The following is a 20172-nucleotide window of genomic DNA, read 5'->3' as shown; positions in this document are numbered from 1 at the left end:
GGAGAGTTGATGGTCAGCTCGTCGCACGAAGCGCTGCACCGGATCTTCCAGAAGGACCCCGCGCTTCTGACCCGCGCCCTGCAGAGCGTGTTACAGATCCCCTTCCCGGAACCGCGTGAGTTCGCCGCCATGAACGTGGACCTCACCGAGATCGAACCGGTCGAGAAACGCGTGGACACGTTGCTCCGGGCGGAGACCGACGACGGGGCCTACCTCCTGGTCGTCGAATCGCAGGGCAAGCCGGACGACAGGAAACGCGGCAGCTGGCCGTACTACCTCAGCTACCTGCACGAGAAGTACCACTGCGAGCCCGTGCTCATCGTCATCACCCAGAGCCACGCCACGGCACGCTGGGCGGCGGAGCCCATCCATCTCGGGGTACGCGGATGCCCCTCGCTGACGGTGCGCCCCTTCGTCCTGGGCCCGGACAACGTCCCGGTGATCGTGGACGAACGCGAGGCCGAACGCGACGTGCCCCTTGCGGTGCTTTCGGCGATGACACATGGCAAGGGACCGCAGGCCGCCGCCATACTGGAGAACCTGGCAACCGCCCTGCGGACCATCGACCCGGACAGTGCCGCGGTCTTCGTGCAGTTCGTCGACTCATGCCTGGCAGACCGCCAGGCCCAGCAGATGTGGAGGGACCTGATGACGGCGATCCAGTACTTCTGGCGGCACCCGCTGGCGGAGCAGGTGCGGGAGGAGGGGCGTGCCGAGGGGTGGTCGGCGGCCATTCTGCGCACCCTCCAACGGCGTCAGATCGACGTCCCCGACAGCGTCCGCGACCGCATCCTCGCCTCCACCGACCTGGACGAACTCGGCACTTGGCTGGACCGCGCCCAAGAGGTGACCGACGCGGTTGACCTGTTGGGCGACGGCGGCTGAACCGTGCGCAACATCCACTACTTCTGGCGGCATCCCCTGGCGGAGCAGATGCGCGAGGAGGGCCGGCAGGAGGGCCGGCAGGAGGGTCGGGCTCAGGCGCGAGCGGAGATCGTTCTACGAATCCTCGGCAGACGTCAGATCGACGTCCCCGACCCCGTCCGCGACCGCATCCTCGCCTCCACCGACCTCGACGAACTCGGCACCTGGTTCGACCGCTCCCATGAGGTCGCCGACGCACGGGAGTTGTTCACCGAGGGGTCCTGAAGCCGAGGGTTGATCCGCTGGGCCTCACCCCGTCGCCCCCCGCCCGGCGGACGCCCGCTCCATCGCCCCGTCCAGATGCGCGATGACGGCCCCCACGTCCCCACTCTCCGTCCCTCGGATCAACTCCAGCGCGGGCCGCACAAGAAGCCCCGGCCGTGCGATCAACCGCGCCAGCACCGCAGCCCGCACATCAAGCCGCTCGATGGTGGCCTCACGTTCCGCCTCCGTCTGACCCGCCAGCAGCACCGCGTTGTACCAGGCCTCCTGCCGGGACTGGACGACGCTGAAGTCCAGGATCTCCTCGTCCGTGCGGCCCCCGACCTTGTCGAGCAGGGACAGGAGAGGCGATACGGCGCCCACCGAGTCCTCCAGCACCAGCACCACCCCCGCGAGGATGTCGTTGATCAGCAGGAAGTCGTGCTGGAGCGCGTGGATGTCCTCGCCGGGGCTCGTCCGTGCGGCGGCTACGGCCAGGTCGAGGTTGATGTGGGCGTTCACGCCGAGGATGAGGTGCTGGACGATCACCGTGTCGGCATCGGAGAGCAGCCCGAACGTCTCGCGCCAGCAGCGCGGCCCGCTCCGGTCGCGGCGCCAGGCGTCGTACGCGGCGAAATAACGGTTGCCGAAGAGCGTGTCGAAACGGTCCATCCGGGGGCCGTCCTCGAACTGCCCGGCGTGGATGGCCTTACGGATCTCGACGGTCACCTGCCGGTACAGCGCCGCGAAGTACCCGACCCGGTCACCGGCATCCGTCGCCTCCCGCACGATCCCCGCCAGCCCGTCCACGACCTCGTCGATGTTCTGTGCCTGTGCCTGTGCCTGTGTCTGTGCCTGTGCAGCCATGCCCAACTCCCCTTTGGCGGAGCCACAGTTCGGACTGCTCAGTCTCACCGAAAATGACAGCTCCGGTACGGCTCACACTCACACCCACACCCGGCCGACGGGACCCCACTTCACCCCGCCCGCCACCGCTGCTCCGCACCCCCGCTCAGCGGCACCAGTGACACCCCCTCCTCCCCGTCCGGCGCCATGCCCGTCAGGATCGCGATCGCCGGGCGGATCACCCCGTCCGCGTCCACCGTGAACCGCAGGTTGTCGCCGTGGCTCCCGTCCACCGAATCGCACTCCCAGATGCCGACGCCCTTGTCCACGGACCCCCGGCTGTCCAGGCACAGGTCGGAGTCGGCGGACGACTGCACCACCCCGCGCCCGGAGTCGACGCGCCACAGCTGAGTGTCGGACGAGGAACAGGGGGCCGTGATCACATCCGTGCCCTTCGTCAGGTCGCCGTCGCGGATGTCCAGGCAGCGGCCCGTGGAGACGTTCACGACCTGGGCGTACGTGCCGTTGGGCGCGTGAGTGGCGGGAGAGGGAGTGGGGCTTGCCGAGCGCGTCGGCTTCGGCGAACTCCTCGTCGGGGACGGTGACTTGGAGGGAGTCGTCGAGGGGGTCACCGGGACCGTCGCCGTCACCGTCACCTCGGACGGACCCGACGGGACGACCGCCACCGTCCCCGCCGCCGCGCCCGGACGCGACGTCCCCCCGCCCGGCCGCAGCAGAAAGAACAGCAGCGGCACCAACGCCACCCCCAGCGCCGCCGACGCCAGCACCAGCCGACGCCGCGAAGGTGCCCAACTCGCCCAACTCGCCGGAGTCCCGAGGGCGTTGCCCCTCGCCTCCTCGCGGTCCCGCATCGCGTACGACGCCCCCGCCCACGCCAACAGCCCCTCCGCCAGCGTCGCCCGCGGCGCGTCCCGCAGCGCCGTCAGTTCCTCGTACGCGCCCGTGCAGTGGACGCACTGCGCCATGTGCGCGTGCAGGTCGGCGCTGTCGCGGGGGCTGTCGGGGCGTACCGACTCCTCGATCAGGCGCCGGAAGTCACCGCAGCGCGGGTCGTCGGAGGCGGCCAGGCGGGACTTCAGGCAGGCCTGGGCCATGGACTGGAGGGCCGGTCCGGTGCCGTGGACGACGTCCTCGCGGGTGAGGCCGAGGAGGGCGGCGGTCACGGTCTCCGGTTCCCGGTCGACGACGCCGTACCAGACCAGGCCCTGGGTCCGGGAGGGGAGCGAGAGGAACGCCGGGAGCATGGCGGGTGCCGGGTCCGTCGTGTTCAGGAGCAGGAGGAAGCCGGCGTCGAGGCCGGTCGAGCGGTCGTCCCGGGACCATTCCGCGGCCACCCGCCCGGTCAGCAGCAGGAGTTGGTGCCGCCAGGGGACGGACGGGTCCACGCCGCGTGCCGTCTCGCGGGCCGCGAGGGTGAACGCCTGTGCCGCCAGCTGCCGTGCCGCCGACTCGCTCGTCGTGCACAGGCGGGCGTAGGAGAGCACGGACGGCTGGTGCCGGGTGCGGAGTTCCTGGAGGGCCGGGTAGAGCGTGGCCGTGTCGGCGCGCAGCAGATCGGTCAGCCGCGCGTCGGAGGCGCGGGTGAGCGCGTCGCCGTACTCGTCCGAGCCAGCCATCCACCCGCCTCCTCGCACCCTTGCTGACGTACCAGCCAGTTTGTCGGGTGACCATAGTGGTGGAAGGGGACCGCTGGGGAAAGAGGTTTCTGTGGGTAACCCGGTAATGCCGAGGTCGGGGCCCGGGCCGGGGAACGCCTGAGCGCGGCGCACCTGCGCGCGCCGCGCTCAGCAGGCGGGGCGGACCCGGCCGGAGGGGGGACTGCGGGGACTACTCCTCGACCGTCAGTCCCTTCCGCAGCCGCACCAGCGTCCGCGACAGCAGCCGCGACACATGCATCTGCGAGATGCCCAGCTCGTCGCCGATCTCCGACTGCGTCATGTTGGCGACGAAGCGCAGGGAGAGGATCTGCCGGTCCCGGGACGGGAGTTCGGCGATCAGCGGCTTCAACGACTCGACGTACTCGATGCCTTCGAGTCCGTGGTCCTCGTAGCCGATGCGGTCCGCGAGGGCGCCCTCGGAGTCGTCCTCCTCGGGCTGGGCGTCGAGTGAACTCGCCGTGTAGGCGTTCGACGCCGCCATGCCCTCGACGACCTCCTCCTTGGAGATCTTCAGGCGCTCCGCCAACTCGGCCACCGTGGGGGCGCGGTCGAGTTGCTGGGCCAGTTCGTCGCCGGCCTTGGCCAGGTCGAGCCGGAGTTCCTGGAGCCGGCGCGGGACGCGCACGGACCACGAGGTGTCGCGGAAGAAGCGCTTGATCTCACCGACGATGGTTGGCATCGCGAAGGTGGGGAACTCGACGCCGCGACTGAGTTCGAAACGGTCGATCGCCTTGATCAGGCCGATGGTGCCGACCTGGATGATGTCCTCCATGGGTTCGCTGCGCGAGCGGAACCGGGAGGCGGCGAACTTGACCAGCGCGAGGTTGAGCTCGACGAGGGTGTTGCGGACGTACGAGTACTCGTGCGTGCCTTCCTCGAGCGATTCCAGCCGCTCGAAGAGGGTCTTGGAGAGCGCCCGCGCGTCTACGGCGCCGATCTCGTCGTACGGGGGGATCTCGGGGAGCCCCTCGATGGCATTGGGATCCAGTTGTGCCGGTGGGGGTGTCGACGTCGCTGTCGGGGTAGGCGATGCGTCGAGCCGGGGTGACATGGCGTCCTCCATCGTTCTCGGCATATGGCTGCCGAAGCCGGTGCGTGCACTGCGGAGTGCGGCGCCTCCAAAGCCGGTCGTGTCGGTCGGGCGGTCGTTTCGACAGTCGGGGCGGGATCCGGTCGGTTGCCGGACTTGTCCGTCGTATCGAATGTCCAAATACTTGTCTCTCCTAGCCCTACCCGTTTTCCGGAGCCCGCCGCAAGTGCACTGTGTACCCATATGTCCCTTTACGGGCGGTTGTTCGGGTGTCAGAGAGTGTGAGGAAGGCGTAGTGTTCCAGGGCGAACGTCAACAGCCACGACCTCGGGAGAGAGAGACGGCATGGACCGCGGGACGGTCGGCAGCGCACAGTCTGGCCGGCTTCTGGTCGAGGTGCGGAAACAGGGCCTCAGTGCAGTCGTGACGCCGGCGGGTGAGTTGGACCACCACACCGCCGATCTGTTGCGGGAACCGCTGGAGGACCTGCTCGCCCATGGGTACGCACGGCTCGTCGTGGACTGCTCACGGCTGGAGTTCTGTGACTCCACGGGCCTGAACGTACTGCTCGGCGCGCGCCTGAAGGCGGAAGCCGCAGGTGGCGGAGTGCACCTCGCGGCGATGAAGCCCGCGGTGGCGCGTGTGTTCGAGATCACCGGGGCGGAAGCGGTCTTCACCGTCCACGACACCCTCGGGGCCGCCCTCGCCGACGAGTCCGGCTGAGCCCTGTTCTCCCCCGCGTGACCGGCGGATTCCCCGTGCCTCGTCTTCCGTGCCGAGTAAGGGGTGTTTTGCCGGTTCGCTCGGGCAGGAGAACATCTGAACCTGTCGAGACCCGAGCGACCAGATCGCTCCTGATCCACGTACTGACTTCTGAACACGTACTGACTGACTCCTGCAACTCGTACTGACTGACTCTTGAACACGTACCGACTCTTGAATCGTGAACCGGTGAATCGGTGAGGTGAAGCGCTGATGAGCACCACCCGGCCCTACCCGCCGGGCGACCGCCCGGAGTCCGGTGGCGCCGCGGAGGCGCCCGCCGGAGGCGCTTCCGTGCCGTCCGTCGGGGACGACGCCGAACCGGCCGCGGGCCGGGACACCCGCAGGCTCAGTTTCGCGGGCGAGAGCGGGGTCGTACCGCTGGCCCGCGACTTCGCCCGCCAGGCCCTGTACGCCTGGGGCTGGCTGCCCGCCGAGGGCGCCGACCGGCGCGCGGCCGCCGAGGACGTGCTCCTCGTCGTCTCCGAGCTGGTCACCAACGCCTGTCTGCACGCCGAAGGCCCGGACGAGATGTGGATCACCTGCGAGAACAAGGTGATCCGGGTCGAGGTCTCCGACCGCGGCACGGGCCAGCCCGCCCCCAGAACCCCGCACCGCGCGGGCCGCCCCGGCGGCCACGGCATGTTCATCGTGCAGCGGCTCTGCCTGGACTGGGGCGTCGTCCGCGCCCCGGGAGTCACCGGCAAGACGGTATGGGCGGAGCTGGGCGCCCCCGCCTAGCCCGCCCGCACGGGGCTGATCCAGGGGCCGCGAAATTCGTTTCCCCGCCCCCGGACCCGGCCTTACGCTCGTCTCAACGCGCTGACGGAGACGAGTACCCCGGGTCCCGCGAGCCGAGAGAGCCGCCGGCGCTGTGAAGGCGGCCTCGCACCCCGGGCGAATCCCCTCCCGAGCGCGGGGAGGAACGGCCCGCCGCCCCGGCAGGCCCCATGCCCCGCCGGCCGGCCCCCGTCACCGGGCCAGAACGAGACCGTTCTACGGCGGTACGCGACCGTTTCCACGGCCGTGCGGCCCGCGACCGGTGAAGGCGTGGTGGCACCGCGAGCACCCTCTCGCCCACGCCCCGAGGGATCACCCCCGGGGCGATTCTTGTGCCCCGGCCGACCGGACGGAGCGCATGCCATGCTCGACGTCACCCTCATCCGACAGCAGCCCGAGCGGGTCCGCGAGGCCCTGCGCAAGCGGGCGGTGGACGCCGACATCCCCGGCTTCCTGGCGCTGGACACCCGCTTCCGCGAGACCCGTACGGCCGTGGAGCGGCTGCGCGGCGAGCGGAAGCGGATCTCGGCGGAGATCGCGGACCACCGCAGGGCGGGCACCGCGGCCGACGACCTCCAGGCGACCGCCTCGACCCTGGCCGACCAGGTCACGAAGGCCGAGGGCGAACTCGCCCGACTCGCCCGCGAACACCGGCAGTTCCTCGACGCCCTGCCCAACCTCCCCGACGAGGACGTGATCGCGGGCGGCAAGGAGAACAACGAGGTCGTACGGACCGCGGGCACCCCGACTCTCGACCCTCCTCCCCGCGACCATGTCCAACTCGCCCAGGATCTGGGCCTGGTGGACTACCGGCGCGGCACCGCCCTCGCCGGCAACGGCCACTGGATCTACCGGGGCGACGGCGCCGCACTGGAATGGGCCCTGCTCAACCACTTCCTCGACAGCCACCGCCGGGCGGGCTACGAGTTCGTGCTGCCGCCGCATGTGCTGACCTACGAAGCGGGTTATACGGCGGGCCAGTTCCCGAAGTTCGCCGACGAGGTGTTCGTGGTGGAGGAGGGCGAGGGCGGGCGCCCGGAGCGCTTCCTGCTGCCCACCGCCGAGACCGCGCTGGTCAACCTGCACCGCGGCGAGACCCTCGACGAGGCCGAACTGCCGCGCAAGTACGTGGCGTACACGCCCTGTTACCGCAAGGAGAGCGGCAGCCACCGCACCGCCGACCGGGGCACCCTGCGCGGCCACCAGTTCAACAAGGTCGAGCTGTTCCAGTTCGCGCGCCCCGCCGACTCGGACGCGGCGCAACTCGAACTCCTGGCCCGGGCCGAGGAGTTGGTGGCCGGACTCGGACTGCACTACCGGGTCACCAAACTCGCCGCCGAGGACACCAGCCCCGCCCAGGCGAAGACGTACGACGTGGAGGTCTGGCTGCCCAGCCTCGGCGCGTACGCCGAGGTCAGCTCGGTGTCGAACGCCCGCGAGTACCAGGCCCGGCGCGGCGGCATCCGGTACCGCCCGGAAGGCGGCGGCAAGGCGGCGTACGTGCACACGCTCAACGCCTCGGGGCTGGCGACCAGCCGTCTCCTCCCCGCGATCCTCGAACAGCACCAACGGCCCGACGGTACGGTCGCGGTGCCCGAGGTGCTGCGCCGCTGGGGCCTGCCCGACCGGCTCGGCTGACCCCGACCTCGGGTTACCTCCGGTCACCCCGTCCACGTGGCGACCTCTTCGCGCACGCCGGATCGTCACAACTCCGGCGTGCGCCTTGTCTTCCCTCCTCACGACCCCGGGCGTACCTTGACGGCCGATCTGATGTGCCGTCAGGAATGGCGGTCGGGAATGAGGGGACCGTGTCGTACCAGAAACGAACCGCAGCGCTCGCGTCCGTCGCGGCCCTGGCCGGCTCGGCGGTATTCATGGCCGCCCCCGCAGCCCGGGCCGACGTGGTCGACGTCAACTACAAGTGCCAGACGCCCATCGGCGTCAAGACCGCCGTCTCGCCGATCGACATCAAGGGTGTCAAGAGCGGCAGCGGCTACAAGCTCACCATGTCCTGGCAGAAGGGCGTCTCCTCCAGCCCCGTCGAACTCGGCAAGGGCGCGATGAGCCCGAGCGCCACCATCAAGGTGGGCGGCGCGGACAGCGGCACGGTCGCGGTGTCGGGCCCCGCCAACCAGGCCGCGATCCCCGCCAACACCCCCATCAAGATCAACGACTTGACGGGCACGTACACCCCGAAGGCGTCCGGCAAGGTCACGTTCACGGCGGCCGTCCTCACCATCAAGGCCCTCGGTACGACGACGACGTGCACCCCCACCAACAGCCCCGGCCCGTCCCTCACGCTGGACGTCACGGCGGCGGGCGGTTCGTCGGGATCCAGCGGCTCGACGGGCACCTCGGGCTCCACCGGTTCCGGCACCGGTACGGACTCCAGCGGCACGCTCCCGAAGACCGGCCCCGACGACTCGGTCGTCGCGCTGGGCACGCTCGGCGGCACGGTCCTGCTCGCGGGCGCGGCGGGCACCCTGTGGCTGACCCGCCGCAACCAGACGGCCCACGCCCGCCGCTGACAGCCCCCCGCAAGCCCGCTGGAGCCGCCCATGCTGTCGACCGCCCGCGTCCTGAGTCTGTCCCTTCTGGCCCTCCTGGCGGCCACGCCGACCGCAACGGCCGCCGGGGGATGGACCGTTGCGCCCGCTGGCGGCGGACGCCCGACGTTCTACGCGGAGGGCGAGCCCGGCACGACCCTCCAGGACACGGTGTCCGTGACCAACCCGACCGGCCGCCCGATCACGGTACGACTACAGGCCACAGGCGCCCCGATCACCTTCGCCGACAGGGGAGTTGCGATCCCGCCCCGCACCCGCGCCGACATCCCCTTCACGGTGGACGTCCCGACGACCGCGCCCCCCGGCGACCGCACCGCCACGATCACCGCGCGCGACACGAAGGGCCGAGAGGCGACGGTACGGCTCCAACTCCACGTACGCGGCCCGGCGTTGTCGGCCCTGACCGTCGAACACGTGACGGTCCACGACAACACCATCACCTACGACCTGGTCAACCGAGGCACCACCCCCCTCACCCCGAAACTGGCCGTCCACGCCACCGGCCTCTTCGGCACCCTCCTGGACCGCGCCCCCCGCACCCTCCCGGTCCGACTCCCGCCCGGCGAACGCCTGAAGCTCACCGAACCCTGGCCCGACCACCCCACCCTGGACGCGGTCGACGTACGCCTCACGGTCACGGCGACGGGCGGCGCCCACGACACGGCGGACGCGCCGAGGAGGTTCGTGCCGTGGGGAGCGGCGGCGGGCATCGGGGTCGTGGCCACGGCCGGAACCGCGCTGCTCCTCATCCGCCTACGCCTACACCTTCGCCTACGCCTACGACGTCGGACCGAGTTGACGGGAGCGGTGATGTGAGCGGCAAGGTGCGGATTCCGGCGCTGGTGGCGGTACTCGCGCTGCTCCTGCTGCCGTTGGCGGGGGCGACGTCCGCCGCGGCGGCGGGCGGGCCGAGTGTGAAGCTCTCCAAGTCGCAGGCGGGGACGGGTGGTTCGATCACCGTCTCCGGGAGCGGCTGGCGGCCGCACGCCCTGCTGATGATGCTGGTCTGCGGACAGGCGACGCCCGCGCGCGGGGTGATCGGCGGCACCAACTCCTGTGCGAACGCGGACGGCAGAGCCGTCACGACGGACGCCAAGGGCGTCTTCAGCAAGAAGCTGCCGGTGTCCGAACCGCCGGTGCCGTGCCCGTGCGTGGTGCATGTGGCGACGGTGACGGGGGCGAGCGCGTCGGCGGACACGGTCTTCCAGGTGGCGGGCCACGCCGTCGAACCACTCCCCGCCGAGCCCTCGGCCGGCCGCCTGTCGGTCCTCTCCGACACCCGGCTGGACGGTTCGAGCGGGCTGCTGACCTGGTTCGGGGCGCCACCGTCCCGCACGCTGGTCTTCACCGTGGGCAACGCCGGTTCGTCCCCCGTCAAGAACCCGGTGTTCCAAGTCGGCACCTCCCACGGGGTGTTCGCGCCGCAGTGGGACGACCAGCAGTACAGCGGCACGATCGCGCCCGGCGGGAAGGCGGAGATCAAACTCCCCGTCGAACTCTCGGCCGGAGCGCACGGCGACTACACCGTCTCGATGAAGTACGGCGGCCGGGTGCTCGCCGAACAGCCATGGGGAGTCGGCCGCCCCTGGGGAGTGACCCTGTTCTGGGTCCTGGTCTGCGTGGTCGTACCGGCGGCGGTGTTCCGCATCGGAATGGCCGTGGTGGACCGCCTACGGCCACGCAAGGCGGCCCGCAGCATGGGCCCGCCCCGGCACAGGGCCCTGCACATGCCCGCCCAAGTCACCCTGCGCATGCCGAAGTTGGGCAAGGCAGCCGCCTCCCGGGAAGCAACCGCGGCCGCCCCCACGACCTCGACCCTGCCGTGGTTCACCCCGGACTCCGATCCGGGCACGGCGGCCGGTCGACTCTCCGCACCGCACGACGACAGCCCGACGAGTCCGACGACTCCCACCAGGAAGGGACTTACGTGAGCAAGCGAAGGAGAGTCATACCGGTCGGCGGAGGCGGTGTACGGAGAGCGGGCGCGGCCACGTTCGCGCTGGTCCTCGGCGGTGCGGGCCTCGCGCTCGGCCTGAGCGCCCAGGCCGCGCAGGCCGCCGAGGTGTCGTACGCCACCCACTGCGTGCCGCCCGCCGGAATCGACCCGGTCGACGGCACCACCAAGGTCGAGATCACCGCGCCCACCACGGCGAAGGTGGGCGACACGGTCGACGTCGTCTGGCATTTCACCCAGGCCGCGTCCAAGAACCCCGACATCATCGACCTGCCCGCCAACTCGGTTCAGCCGTCCGGGATTCTGAAGGCGGCCGGCGCACAGACCGCCGACATCGCGATGCAGGGCCCGCGCACGAACCCGGCGATCCCCAAGGGCGCGGTGATGACCCTGTCCGACATGAAGGGCTCGCTGAAGTTGACGACGGCGGGGTCGGTGACGCTGACTCCGGACGCGTACACGGTCAACGCGTTCTCGACAGACACGAAGTGCACGCCGACGGCGACGGTTTCGCCGTCGGCGACGATCAATGTGACGGCGGGAGACGGCAGTTCGTCCAGCACGTCCCCAACTCCATCGGACTCGACGTCGGCATCGGCATCGGAATCAGCCTCGGAGTCCGCATCGCCCAGTGATTCGACCTCGGCATCGGCATCGGCGAGCTCCAGTGACGGTACCGGGACCGGCCAGACGGACTTCACCGGCAAGGAGGTCTCCGTCCCGTACGCGTGCAAGACGCCGATCGGTGACAAGAACGCGACCTCGCCCGTGCAGATCAACGCCACGAAGGACGGCGGGAGTTACGACCTCACCGTGAAGTTCAACGGGTCGGTGATGGACAGCCCGGCGGACATCCCCGCGGACTCCGTGAAGCCGTCGATGGAGGTGGTCCTGGGCGGCGCCGACAAGGGAACGGTCCACGTGGAGGGCCCGACCAACTCCGCCGCCATCAAGTCCGGCGACCCGATAGAGATCCCGGACCTGACCGGCACATACAAACCGGGCGCGAGCGGTACGTCGACACTGTCTCCCGGCGTCCTGACGGTCAACGCCCTCGGTACGACGACGACTTGCACCCCCACGAAGTCCGAGGTCTCCCTGACCCTGGACACGACGGAACAGGCAAGCGGCGCATCCGGCGGCTCCTCGACATCGGGCGGTACATCGACGTCGACATCCACTTCAGGGGGCTTGGCGGAAACCGGCTCGGACAGCCACGGCGGCCTGAAGGCGCTGGGCCTGGTCTCCGGTACGGCGATCCTGCTAGGCGTGGCGGTGTTCACGTTCATGCCGGGACGCAGGCGACTGCGCTGACAAGTACGGGTTGGCCGCCCGCTTCTTGTCAGTGTCGGGATTGCGGGAGCCGAGTAAAGGGCGCTCCCTGCGGTCGCGTCGGCAAGCCGATTCCGCTGCGCTCCACCCTTGACTCGTCTCCCGCAATCCCGTTTCAGAAGCGAGCGGGCGGCCCCGAGGCATGGGTGGCCCAGCCATGAACGCCCTTGCCTGTACCGCGTTCTGGGCCGGGGTGGAGGGGCGGGCTCGCGTCTCGCCAGCACGCCACCTCGGCTCAGCGGCCAACGGTGAGTGGGTGGGGGTGGGGTGTTACTGGAGGCTGTAGGCAAATCTAACCTCTGTAACGCACTTTGACCGGTTAGAGAAGACCCCGGCTTTCAGAGAGAGGGCCGGGTAGGGGGGCCGAGGTGGCGCGCTCGCATCTCGCCAGCACGCCGCGCTGGCTTAGCGGCCAGCCTCCGGTGGGTGGTTGCTGGAAGCCGGGAGTAAATCTAACCATCGTCGATGGATTTGAGTGGTTAGAGGCCACCCCAGCTTCCGGCGAGCGCAGAGTCGGGGGTGAGCGGGTTATGCGGCCATCTCGCCTGCACGCCAGGTCGGCTCAACGCCGGTCGGCCGATGGAGCTTGCTGCGCATGCTGCGCATGCGGCCATGCGGCCATGCGGCCATGCGGCCATGCGGCCATGCGGCCATGCGGCCATGCGGCCATGCGGCCATGCGGCCATGCGGCCATGCGGCCATGCGGCCATGCGGCCATGCGGTCGTGAGGTCGTGAGGCTATGCGGCCGTGAGGTCGTGAGGTCGTGAGGTCGTGAGGTCGTGAGGTCGTGAGGTCGTGAGGTCGTGAGGCGTGAAGCCGAGAGGTAAGGAGTGCTGGGGAGTTCGTGGGTGAGGGGGGTGGTGAGGGGGCGCGGTCGCATCTCGCCTGCGCGTGACCTCGATTACCTGTCGATCGGCCCTCTCCGGGGTACCTGGTCCGCAGAAGCGTGACAGTCGAAGCGGAAGTGCCGCACTTCCCAGCCCCACACTTCCCAGCCCCACTCATCCCCGACCCCGGCCCCGACCCCCGATGCCCGACCTCCGACGCCCGGCCCCGACCCCCGATGCCCGACCTCCGACCCCGACCCCGACCCCCGATGCCCGACCTCCGACGCCCGGCCCCGACCCCCGATGCCCGACCTCCGACGCCCGGCCCCGCCCCCTCTGGAGGCTGGGATGGTTTCTAACCAGTTAAAGCCTGCGACGGTGGTTAGATTTTCCCCCGGCTTCCAGTAACTACCCACCGGGGGTTGGCCGCTAAGCCGGCGCGGCGTGCTGGCGAGACGCGAGCGCGTCCCTTCGCACCTGCCGGGGACATAGTTCAGGCAGGGGCATAGGTGCCTGGCCACCCGTTCCTCCGGGTCGCTCGCTCGCTTCTGAAACGGGCTGGAGCGGGCCGTGTCAAGGGTGGAGCGGAGCGGAATCGGCGTAGCCGACGCGACCGCAGGGAGCGCCCTTTACTCGGGCCGCGGAAGCCCGACACTGGCTGAGAAGCGAGTGGCCCGACGGTCACTTAGAAGCGCCGGCAATGCGAAAGGGCCGCCGTACCCGAAGGATCCAGCGGCCCTTTCCTGCCGTGCCGTAGACGAGCGTCAGTGGACGTCGCCCATGAGCTCCCTGACCTTCTTGCGGTACATCCAGACCGCCGCGCCTGCGAGGACCGCGAGGGCGGCTTCGAGGGTGACGATGCCTGTCTTGTTGAGGTCGACGCCGGCGATGGACAGGAGGCCTGTTGTGGCGTCGCCTGCCGTGACCGCCAGGAACCAGACGCCCATCATCTGGGAGGCGTACTTCGCGGGGGCCATCTTCGTGGTGACGGAGAGGCCGACGGGGGAGAGGGTCAACTCGCCGACCGTCTGGACGAAGTAGATCGCCACGAGCCACATCGCCGCCGCCTTGTGACCGCCGTCGGCGATCGCGAGCGGGGCCAGGAAGAGGAAGAAGGACGCGCCGATGAGGATGAGGCCCATCGCGAACTTGGTCGCCGTGCTGGGCTCCTTGCCGCGGCGGGCCAGGGCCAGCCAGGCCCAGGCGAAGACCGGGGCGAGGGCCATGATGAGGACCGGGTTGACGGACTGGTACCAGGAGATCGGGAAGTTCCAGCCGAAGACGGTGTTCTTCGCGGAGGAGTCGGCGAACAGGGACACCGTCGAGCCGCCCTGGTCGTAGATCATCCAGAAGACGGCCGCGGCGACGAAGAACCAGATGTACGCGGACATCTTCGACTGGTCGGCCCGGTCGAGGTCCTTGTCGCGCTTGATGCGGGCGATGACCAGGACGGGGATGAGCAGGCCGGCGACGGTGATCGGGACCAGGAGCCAGTTCAGCGTGTAGTGGCCGGAGAAGCCGACGATCGCGTAGAAGACGACCGCGACGGCCGCCCAGAACGCCGACTTGCGCAGCGTGGCCGACTTCTCCTGCGCGGACAGCGGCGTGGGGACGATGTCCGAGCGGGAGCTGAGGTGACGCGTGCCGAGCAGGTACTGGGCGAGGCCGAGGGCCATGCCGACCGCGGCGAGCGCGAAGCCGAGGTGCCAGTTGACGTTCTCGCCGACGGTACCGATGGCCAGCGGCGCGGCGAACGCGCCGATGTTGATGCCGATGTAGAAGAGCGTGAAGCCGCCGTCGCGGCGCGGGTCGTCCGGGCCCTCGTAGAGGTGGCCGACCATCGTCGAGATGTTGGCCTTCAACAGACCCGAGCCGATCGCCACCAGGCCGAGGCCCGCGAAGAACGTGCCCGAGGACGGCAGGGCGAGGGTGAGGTGGCCGAGCATGATGATCACGCCCGCCACGGCGACCGTCTTGCGGGGGCCGAGGACACGGTCCGCGAACCAGCCGCCGGGGAGGGCGAGCAGGTACACGAGCGACAGGTACACCGAGTAGATCGCGGTCGCGGTGGCCGCGCTCATGTGCAGGCCGCCCGGTGCCACCAGGTACAGCGGGAGCAGAGCCTTCATGCCGTAGTAGGAGAATCGCTCCCACATCTCGGTCATGAAGAGAGTGGCCAGTCCGCGGGGGTGGCCGAAGAAGGTCGTCTCGGAACCGGGGGTGCCCGGAGTCACCGAGTCCTTCGTCAGGCTGGACGCCATGGTCGATCCTTGCTGGTTCGGGACGCGCGTGCAGGAGCGGTCGCGCGCCCGGTGGGGGGCGGCCGGCACCGGCGGGATCGGCACGTCCGTCCCCACGCCCTCGGGGAGTCCGCCCCGGGTCACGGGACGGTGGACGGCGACCACCGGGATCCACGCCCTGCGCGTACTGCGCTCGGGCCCGGCCACAGGTCATTCCTTTCAAGGCTGGCGACAGCCAGCCCGCACACAAAAGAGACCTTCAGCTGTAAATGCTCGCCAAAGGTCCCCGGTGTCGCTACAGGCGTTCAGGTCACCATACGGCAGGACACCGCCTGAAATGGAAGGACTTGAGAGATCGATCACAGGGAAAAGTGGAACCGTGGTCGATCTTTTGAAGGTGAATACAAGGATGGCATCCCACAGGCACAGGTTCGGACCAGATTCTTCACCGCTGCGAATCCGACTTGCCCCAAGGTAAGAATCACTCGTGGCGATCACACCCCGACCGCTGTCCGAGGCGGACTACCATCACCTCATGACCCGTGTACTGCTCGCCGAGGACGACGCGTCCATCTCGGAGCCGCTGGCCCGCGCTTTGCGACGGGAAGGTTACGAGGTCGAGGTGCGCGAGGACGGACCGACAGCGCTCGACGCCGGCATCCAGGGCGGCATCGACCTGTGTGTCCTGGACCTGGGCCTGCCCGGCATGGACGGCCTGGAAGTGGCCCGCCGACTGCGCGCCGAGGGCCACACCGTCCCCATCCTCATCCTGACCGCGCGCGCCGACGAGGTGGACACCGTCGTCGGCCTCGACGCGGGCGCCGACGACTACGTCACCAAACCCTTCCGGCTCGCCGAACTGCTCGCCCGCGTCCGGGCCCTGCTCCGGCGCGGCGCGGCCGAGCCCGCGCAGCCGCCCGCCACGCACGGCGTCCGTATCGACGTCGAGTCCCACCGTGCGTGGATGGGCGACGAGGAACTCCAGCTCACCGCCAAGGAGTTCGACCTGCTGCGGGTGCTGGTGCGGGATGCCGGGCGGGTGGTGACGCGTGACCAGTTGATGCGCGAGGTGTGGGACACGACGTGGTGGTCGTCCACCAAGACCCTCGACATGCACATCTCCTGGCTGCGGAAGAAGCTCGGTGACGATGCGGCCAACCCCCGGTACATCGCGACTGTGCGGGGTGTCGGGTTCCGGTTCGAAAAGAGCTAGGTCGGTTTACGCGCGTCATCGCCATGGTGGCTTGGGTGGGTGCGCGGGTGCTGGCTGCGTGTGGCTGGTCGCGCCCGCGCGGCGGAGCCGCAAATGGACACAGCCCCGCGCCCCTTTAGGGCGCTGGAAGTCGCCGTTTCTCGGAGAGTGCCGTGCGTCGTCGTCTGATTCAGTCCACGCTTGCCGTGGTGCTTGTCGTCATCGCCGTTTTCGGTGTGTCCCTGGTCATCGTGGAGACGCGGACCATCAGCAACAGTGCCCAGGAGCGCGTGGATTCCGAGGCGTTGCGCCTGGCCAGCATCGTGGACAGCCGGATCCTCGGGGCGGAGATCGTCGACTCCGAGGTGTTGCGGACGCAGGTCACGGAGGACCGGTACGCCGTGATCCGGATCCCGGGCGACCCGGTGATCGAGGTGGGTACCAAGCCGGCCGGTGACGTCATCCGCTCCACCGCCAAGGGCGAGGAGGGCGAGACGGTCACCGTGGAGGAGCCGCGTTCGACCGTCACCCGGGAGGTCGGGCGCACGCTGCTGATCATCGGCGCCGTCGCCCTGCTCGCCGTGGTCGCCGCCGTGCTGCTCGCCGTACGGCAGGCCAACCGGCTCGCCTCGCCGCTCACCGACCTCGCGGAGACCGCGGAGCGGCTCGGTTCCGGTGACCCGCGGCCCCGGCACAAGCGGTACAGCGTCCCGGAGCTGGACCGGGTCGCCGATGTCCTCGACTCCTCCGCCGAGCGCATCGCCCGCATGCTCACCGCCGAGCGACGGCTGGCCGCCGATGCCTCACACCAGTTGCGTACGCCGCTGACCGCGCTGTCCATGCGGCTGGAGGAGATCACCCTCACGGATGACCCGGACACGGTGAAGGAGGAGGCGACGATCGCGCTGACGCAGGTCGAGCGGCTCACGGATGTCGTGGAGCGGCTGCTGACGAACGCGCGTGACCCCCGTACCGGATCCGCCGTCTCCTTCGATCTCGACGAGGTCATCCAGCAGCAGCTCGCCGAGTGGCGCCCCGCCTACCGCAGCGAGGGCCGCGCGATCGTCAGCTCGGGCAAGCGGCATCTCCAGGCCGTCGGCACCCCGGGCGCCGTCGCGCAGGTGCTGGCCGCGCTGATCGAGAACTCCCTGATGCACGGCGGCGGCACGGTCGCCCTGCGCACCCGCGTCACCGGCAACCAGGCCGTCGTAGAGGTCACGGACGAGGGGCCCGGGGTTCCGACCGACCTCGGCGCCCGTATCTTCGAGCGGACGATCAGCGGTCGTAACTCCACGGGAATCGGGTTGGCCGTCGCCCGGGACCTTGCCGAGGCGGACGGCGGGCGGCTGGAGATGTTGCAGGCGCAGCCGCCGGTGTTCGGGCTGTTCCTGTCGCGTACGCCGCCGACGAAGCGGCTGCCGGTGGACGACGACGAGCCCACGGTCCGCTAGGGACCAGAGGGAGCGGGCGGTTCAGCTCACGTGCTGCTTGGGGCGGGGCAGCGGCTCGGGCTGGGGGCCGAGGAAGGGCTTCGCCTTCGCGGCCGGTTCCTCCTCCGCCTCGTCCTCCACCGGCAGCGCCTTGAACACCCAGCTGCGGTACGACCAGAAGCGGAACAGCGTCGCGATGCCGATGCCGAGCACCTTGAAGACGTTGCGCTGCAGCGAGCTGTCCCAGCCGAAGCCGTAGATCGCGGCGAACAGGATGCCGTTCTCGATCACCAGGCCGACCAGGCTGAAGGCCAGGAACAGGCTCAGTTCCTTGGTGCGGGCGCTCTTGTCGCGGTCACGGTAGGTGAAGTACCGGAAGCCGACGTAGTTGCACCCGATGGCGACGATCGTCGCGATCACGTTGGCGCGCACGGCCTGCAGGCTGGTCAGATGCCACAGCAGGTTCGAGACCGCGAAGTTCACCACGGTGCCCACCACGCCCACCGCGCCGAACTTGGCGACCTCGCGGGCGAGCCGTTTGAAAGGCCCTTCGGAACCAGGCTCCATGGTTGTGCAGGCCCCCGTCTTCTCGGATTCTCGACCCAGCCATGCTAACCACCGCTTTCCCCCGGCGCCCGTGAAGCCGCTCACAGGTCGGGAAGAGACCCGGAAAAGAACGGTAAGAGGTACGGAAATCAGGCCGCCCTGGCGTGACCGATACCCTGGGGGAGTGACGTTCCCGGTAGTCGGCATGGTCGGCGGGGGGCAGCTCGCTCGTATGACACACGAGGCGGGCATCCCGCTCGGCATCAAGTTCAAGCTCCTCAGTGACACCCCTCAGGATTCCGCGGCGCAGGTCGTCGGCGATGTCGTCATCGGCGACTACCGCGACCTCGACACGCTGCGTGACTTCGCGCGGGGCTGCGACGTGATCACCTTCGATCACGAACACGTACCCACCGAGCATCTACGGGCCCTGGAGGCGGACGGCATCCCCGTGCGCCCCGGCCCGGACGCGCTCGTGCACGCCCAGGACAAGGGCGTGATGCGCGCGAAGCTCGTCGAGATCGGCGTGCCGTGCCCGCGGCACCGCCTGGTGAGCGACCCCGCGGACGTCGTCGCGTTCGCCGGGGAAGGGGACGGCTTCCCCGTCGTCCTCAAGACCGTCCGCGGCGGCTACGACGGCAAGGGCGTCTGGGTCGTGGACAGCGAGGAGGAGGCCGCCGACCCGTTCCGCGCCGGCGTCCCCGTCCTCGCCGAGGAGAAGGTCGACTTCGTGCGGGAGCTGGCGGCGAACGTCGTCCGCTCCCCGCACGGCCAGGCCGTCGCCTACCCGGTCGTCGAGTCCCAGCAGGTCAACGGCGTCTGCGACACGGTCATCGCGCCCGCCCCCGACTTGGACGAGGCCCTCGCGCTGCAGGCCGAGGAGATGGCCCTGCGCATCGCCAAGGAACTCGGGGTCGTCGGCCATCTCGCCGTCGAGCTGTTCCAGACCCGCGACGGTCGCATCCTCGTCAACGAACTCGCCATGCGCCCGCACAACTCCGGTCACTGGACCCAGGACGGCGCGATCACCAGCCAGTTCGCGAACCACGTCCGCGCGGTCCTCGACCTCCCGCTGGGCGATCCGCGCGCCCGGGCCCCCTGGACCGTGATGTGTAACGTTCTCGGCGGCGACTACCCGGACATGTACTCCGCGTATCTGCACTGCATGGCCCGGGACCCCCAGCTGAAGATCCACATGTACGGCAAGGACGTGAAGCCCGGCCGCAAGGTGGGCCACGTCAACACCTACGGCGATGACCTGGACGACGTCCTGGACCGCGCCCGTCACGCAGCCGGCTATCTGAGAGGCACGATCACCGAATGAGCCCCGTCGCAGGACCCGTCGTAGGAATCGTCATGGGGTCGGACTCCGACTGGCCCGTCATGGAGGCCGCCGCGAAGGCCCTCGACGAGTTCGAGATCGCGTACGAGGTCGACGTCCTCTCCGCGCACCGCATGCCCCGCGAGATGATCACGTACGGCGAGCGCGCCGACGGCCGCGGCCTCAAGGTGATCATCGCGGGCGCGGGCGGCGCCGCCCACCTTCCCGGCATGCTCGCCTCGGTGACGCCGCTGCCGGTGATCGGCGTCCCCGTACCGCTGAAGTACCTGGACGGCATGGACTCGCTGCTGTCCATCGTGCAGATGCCGGCCGGTGTCCCCGTCGCCACCGTCTCGGTCGCCGGCGCGCGCAACGCGGGCCTGCTCGCCGCCCGCATCCTGGCCACGCACGACGACGAACTCCTCGTCCGCATGCGGGAGTTCCAGCAGGAGCTGAACGACCAGGCCACCGAGAAGGGCAAGCGGCTGCGCGCCAAGGTCGAGGGCGGCGGCGCCAGCGGCTTCGGCTTCGGGAAGTGAC

At 69.8% G+C, this 20172-nt stretch carries 18 protein-coding genes; 13 read left to right on the top strand and 5 right to left on the bottom strand.

Annotated features, from left to right (window positions below):
• Positions 1-9: 9 nt before the first annotated feature.
• A complete protein-coding gene (locus tag R2B38_RS15340) occupies positions 10-885 on the top strand; it encodes a hypothetical protein (RefSeq protein WP_318016730.1) in 876 nt (291 codons plus the stop codon).
• A 3-nt stretch (positions 886-888) separates the two neighbouring features.
• Positions 889-1149 (top strand): hypothetical protein, encoded by a 261-nt coding sequence (locus tag R2B38_RS15335; protein WP_318016729.1) that lies wholly within the window; start codon positions 889-891, stop codon positions 1147-1149.
• A 24-nt stretch (positions 1150-1173) separates the two neighbouring features.
• Here R2B38_RS15335 and R2B38_RS15330 read toward each other — a convergent pair whose 3' ends face one another.
• The 3 genes from R2B38_RS15330 to R2B38_RS15320 form a co-directional block, all read right to left on the bottom strand.
• Positions 1174-1992 (bottom strand): DUF5995 family protein, encoded by an 819-nt coding sequence (locus R2B38_RS15330; RefSeq protein ID WP_318016728.1) that lies wholly within the window; start codon positions 1990-1992, stop codon positions 1174-1176.
• Between the two features lie 110 nt (positions 1993-2102).
• A complete protein-coding gene (locus R2B38_RS15325; protein ID WP_318016727.1) occupies positions 2103-3608 on the bottom strand; it encodes an RICIN domain-containing protein in 1506 nt (501 codons plus the stop codon).
• 211 nt (positions 3609-3819) lie between these two features.
• Positions 3820-4701 carry an RNA polymerase sigma factor SigF gene (locus tag R2B38_RS15320; protein ID WP_033284378.1) on the bottom strand — a complete coding sequence of 294 codons (882 nt, stop codon included), beginning with the start codon at positions 4699-4701 and terminating at the stop codon, positions 3820-3822.
• 324 nt (positions 4702-5025) lie between these two features.
• Between R2B38_RS15320 and R2B38_RS15315 the strand changes: the two genes are divergently transcribed.
• The 7 genes from R2B38_RS15315 to R2B38_RS15285 all read left to right on the top strand — a co-directional run bounded on the left by R2B38_RS15315 (position 5026) and on the right by R2B38_RS15285 (position 12057).
• Positions 5026-5403, top strand: coding sequence for an STAS domain-containing protein (locus tag R2B38_RS15315; protein ID WP_318016726.1), 378 nt, complete (start codon positions 5026-5028; stop codon positions 5401-5403).
• A 252-nt stretch (positions 5404-5655) separates the two neighbouring features.
• Entirely contained in the window at positions 5656-6183 is a 528-nt protein-coding gene (locus tag R2B38_RS15310; RefSeq protein ID WP_033284380.1) for an ATP-binding protein, read from the top strand.
• Positions 6184-6585: 402 nt separating this feature from the next.
• On the top strand, positions 6586-7860 hold the full coding sequence (gene serS / locus R2B38_RS15305; RefSeq protein WP_318016725.1) for a serine--tRNA ligase: 1275 nt from the start codon (positions 6586-6588) through the stop codon (positions 7858-7860).
• A 170-nt stretch (positions 7861-8030) separates the two neighbouring features.
• Complete coding sequence (locus R2B38_RS15300) at positions 8031-8750, top strand: LPXTG cell wall anchor domain-containing protein (RefSeq protein ID WP_318016724.1); 720 nt, start codon at positions 8031-8033, stop codon at positions 8748-8750.
• Positions 8751-8780: 30 nt separating this feature from the next.
• Entirely contained in the window at positions 8781-9605 is an 825-nt protein-coding gene (locus R2B38_RS15295) for a hypothetical protein (protein ID WP_318016723.1), read from the top strand.
• The gene (locus tag R2B38_RS15290; protein ID WP_318016722.1) at positions 9602-10720 is read left to right on the top strand and encodes a hypothetical protein; all 1119 of its coding nucleotides are present in this window, start codon (positions 9602-9604) and stop codon (positions 10718-10720) included. Before R2B38_RS15295 ends, R2B38_RS15290 begins: the two co-directional genes overlap by 4 nt.
• Positions 10717-12057: a hypothetical protein gene (locus R2B38_RS15285; RefSeq protein WP_318016721.1), complete on the top strand. Its 1341-nt coding sequence runs from the start codon at positions 10717-10719 to the stop codon at positions 12055-12057. Before R2B38_RS15290 ends, R2B38_RS15285 begins: the two co-directional genes overlap by 4 nt.
• Before the next feature lie 1610 nt (positions 12058-13667).
• Here R2B38_RS15285 and R2B38_RS15280 read toward each other — a convergent pair.
• Positions 13668-15164: an oligopeptide:H+ symporter gene (locus R2B38_RS15280; RefSeq protein WP_318021686.1), complete on the bottom strand. Its 1497-nt coding sequence runs from the start codon at positions 15162-15164 to the stop codon at positions 13668-13670.
• 514 nt (positions 15165-15678) lie between these two features.
• On the opposite strand from R2B38_RS15280, the gene R2B38_RS15275 reads away from it, so the two are divergent.
• Together R2B38_RS15275 and R2B38_RS15270 are read left to right on the top strand one after the other, a co-directional pair.
• Positions 15679-16356 carry a response regulator transcription factor gene (locus R2B38_RS15275; RefSeq protein WP_174447603.1) on the top strand — a complete coding sequence of 226 codons (678 nt, stop codon included), beginning with the start codon at positions 15679-15681 and terminating at the stop codon, positions 16354-16356.
• 152 nt (positions 16357-16508) lie between these two features.
• On the top strand, positions 16509-17786 hold the full coding sequence (locus R2B38_RS15270) for an ATP-binding protein (RefSeq protein ID WP_033286627.1): 1278 nt from the start codon (positions 16509-16511) through the stop codon (positions 17784-17786).
• 21 nt (positions 17787-17807) lie between these two features.
• Here the strand turns inward: R2B38_RS15270 and R2B38_RS15265 are convergent, their stop codons facing one another.
• Entirely contained in the window at positions 17808-18332 is a 525-nt protein-coding gene (locus R2B38_RS15265; RefSeq protein ID WP_318016720.1) for a GtrA family protein, read from the bottom strand.
• A gap of 163 nt (positions 18333-18495) precedes the next feature.
• Between R2B38_RS15265 and R2B38_RS15260 the strand changes: the two genes are divergently transcribed.
• Both R2B38_RS15260 and purE read left to right on the top strand, forming a co-directional pair.
• On the top strand, positions 18496-19635 hold the full coding sequence (locus R2B38_RS15260; protein WP_318016719.1) for a 5-(carboxyamino)imidazole ribonucleotide synthase: 1140 nt from the start codon (positions 18496-18498) through the stop codon (positions 19633-19635).
• Positions 19632-20171 carry a 5-(carboxyamino)imidazole ribonucleotide mutase gene (gene purE / locus R2B38_RS15255; RefSeq protein WP_078652850.1) on the top strand — a complete coding sequence of 180 codons (540 nt, stop codon included), beginning with the start codon at positions 19632-19634 and terminating at the stop codon, positions 20169-20171. Before R2B38_RS15260 ends, purE begins: the two co-directional genes overlap by 4 nt.
• Position 20172 lies beyond the last annotated feature (1 nt).

It is taken from the genome of Streptomyces sp. N50 (genome assembly GCF_033335955.1).
Classification (GTDB): domain Bacteria; phylum Actinomycetota; class Actinomycetes; order Streptomycetales; family Streptomycetaceae; genus Streptomyces.
This window is presented reverse-complemented; position numbering and strand designations above follow the sequence as displayed.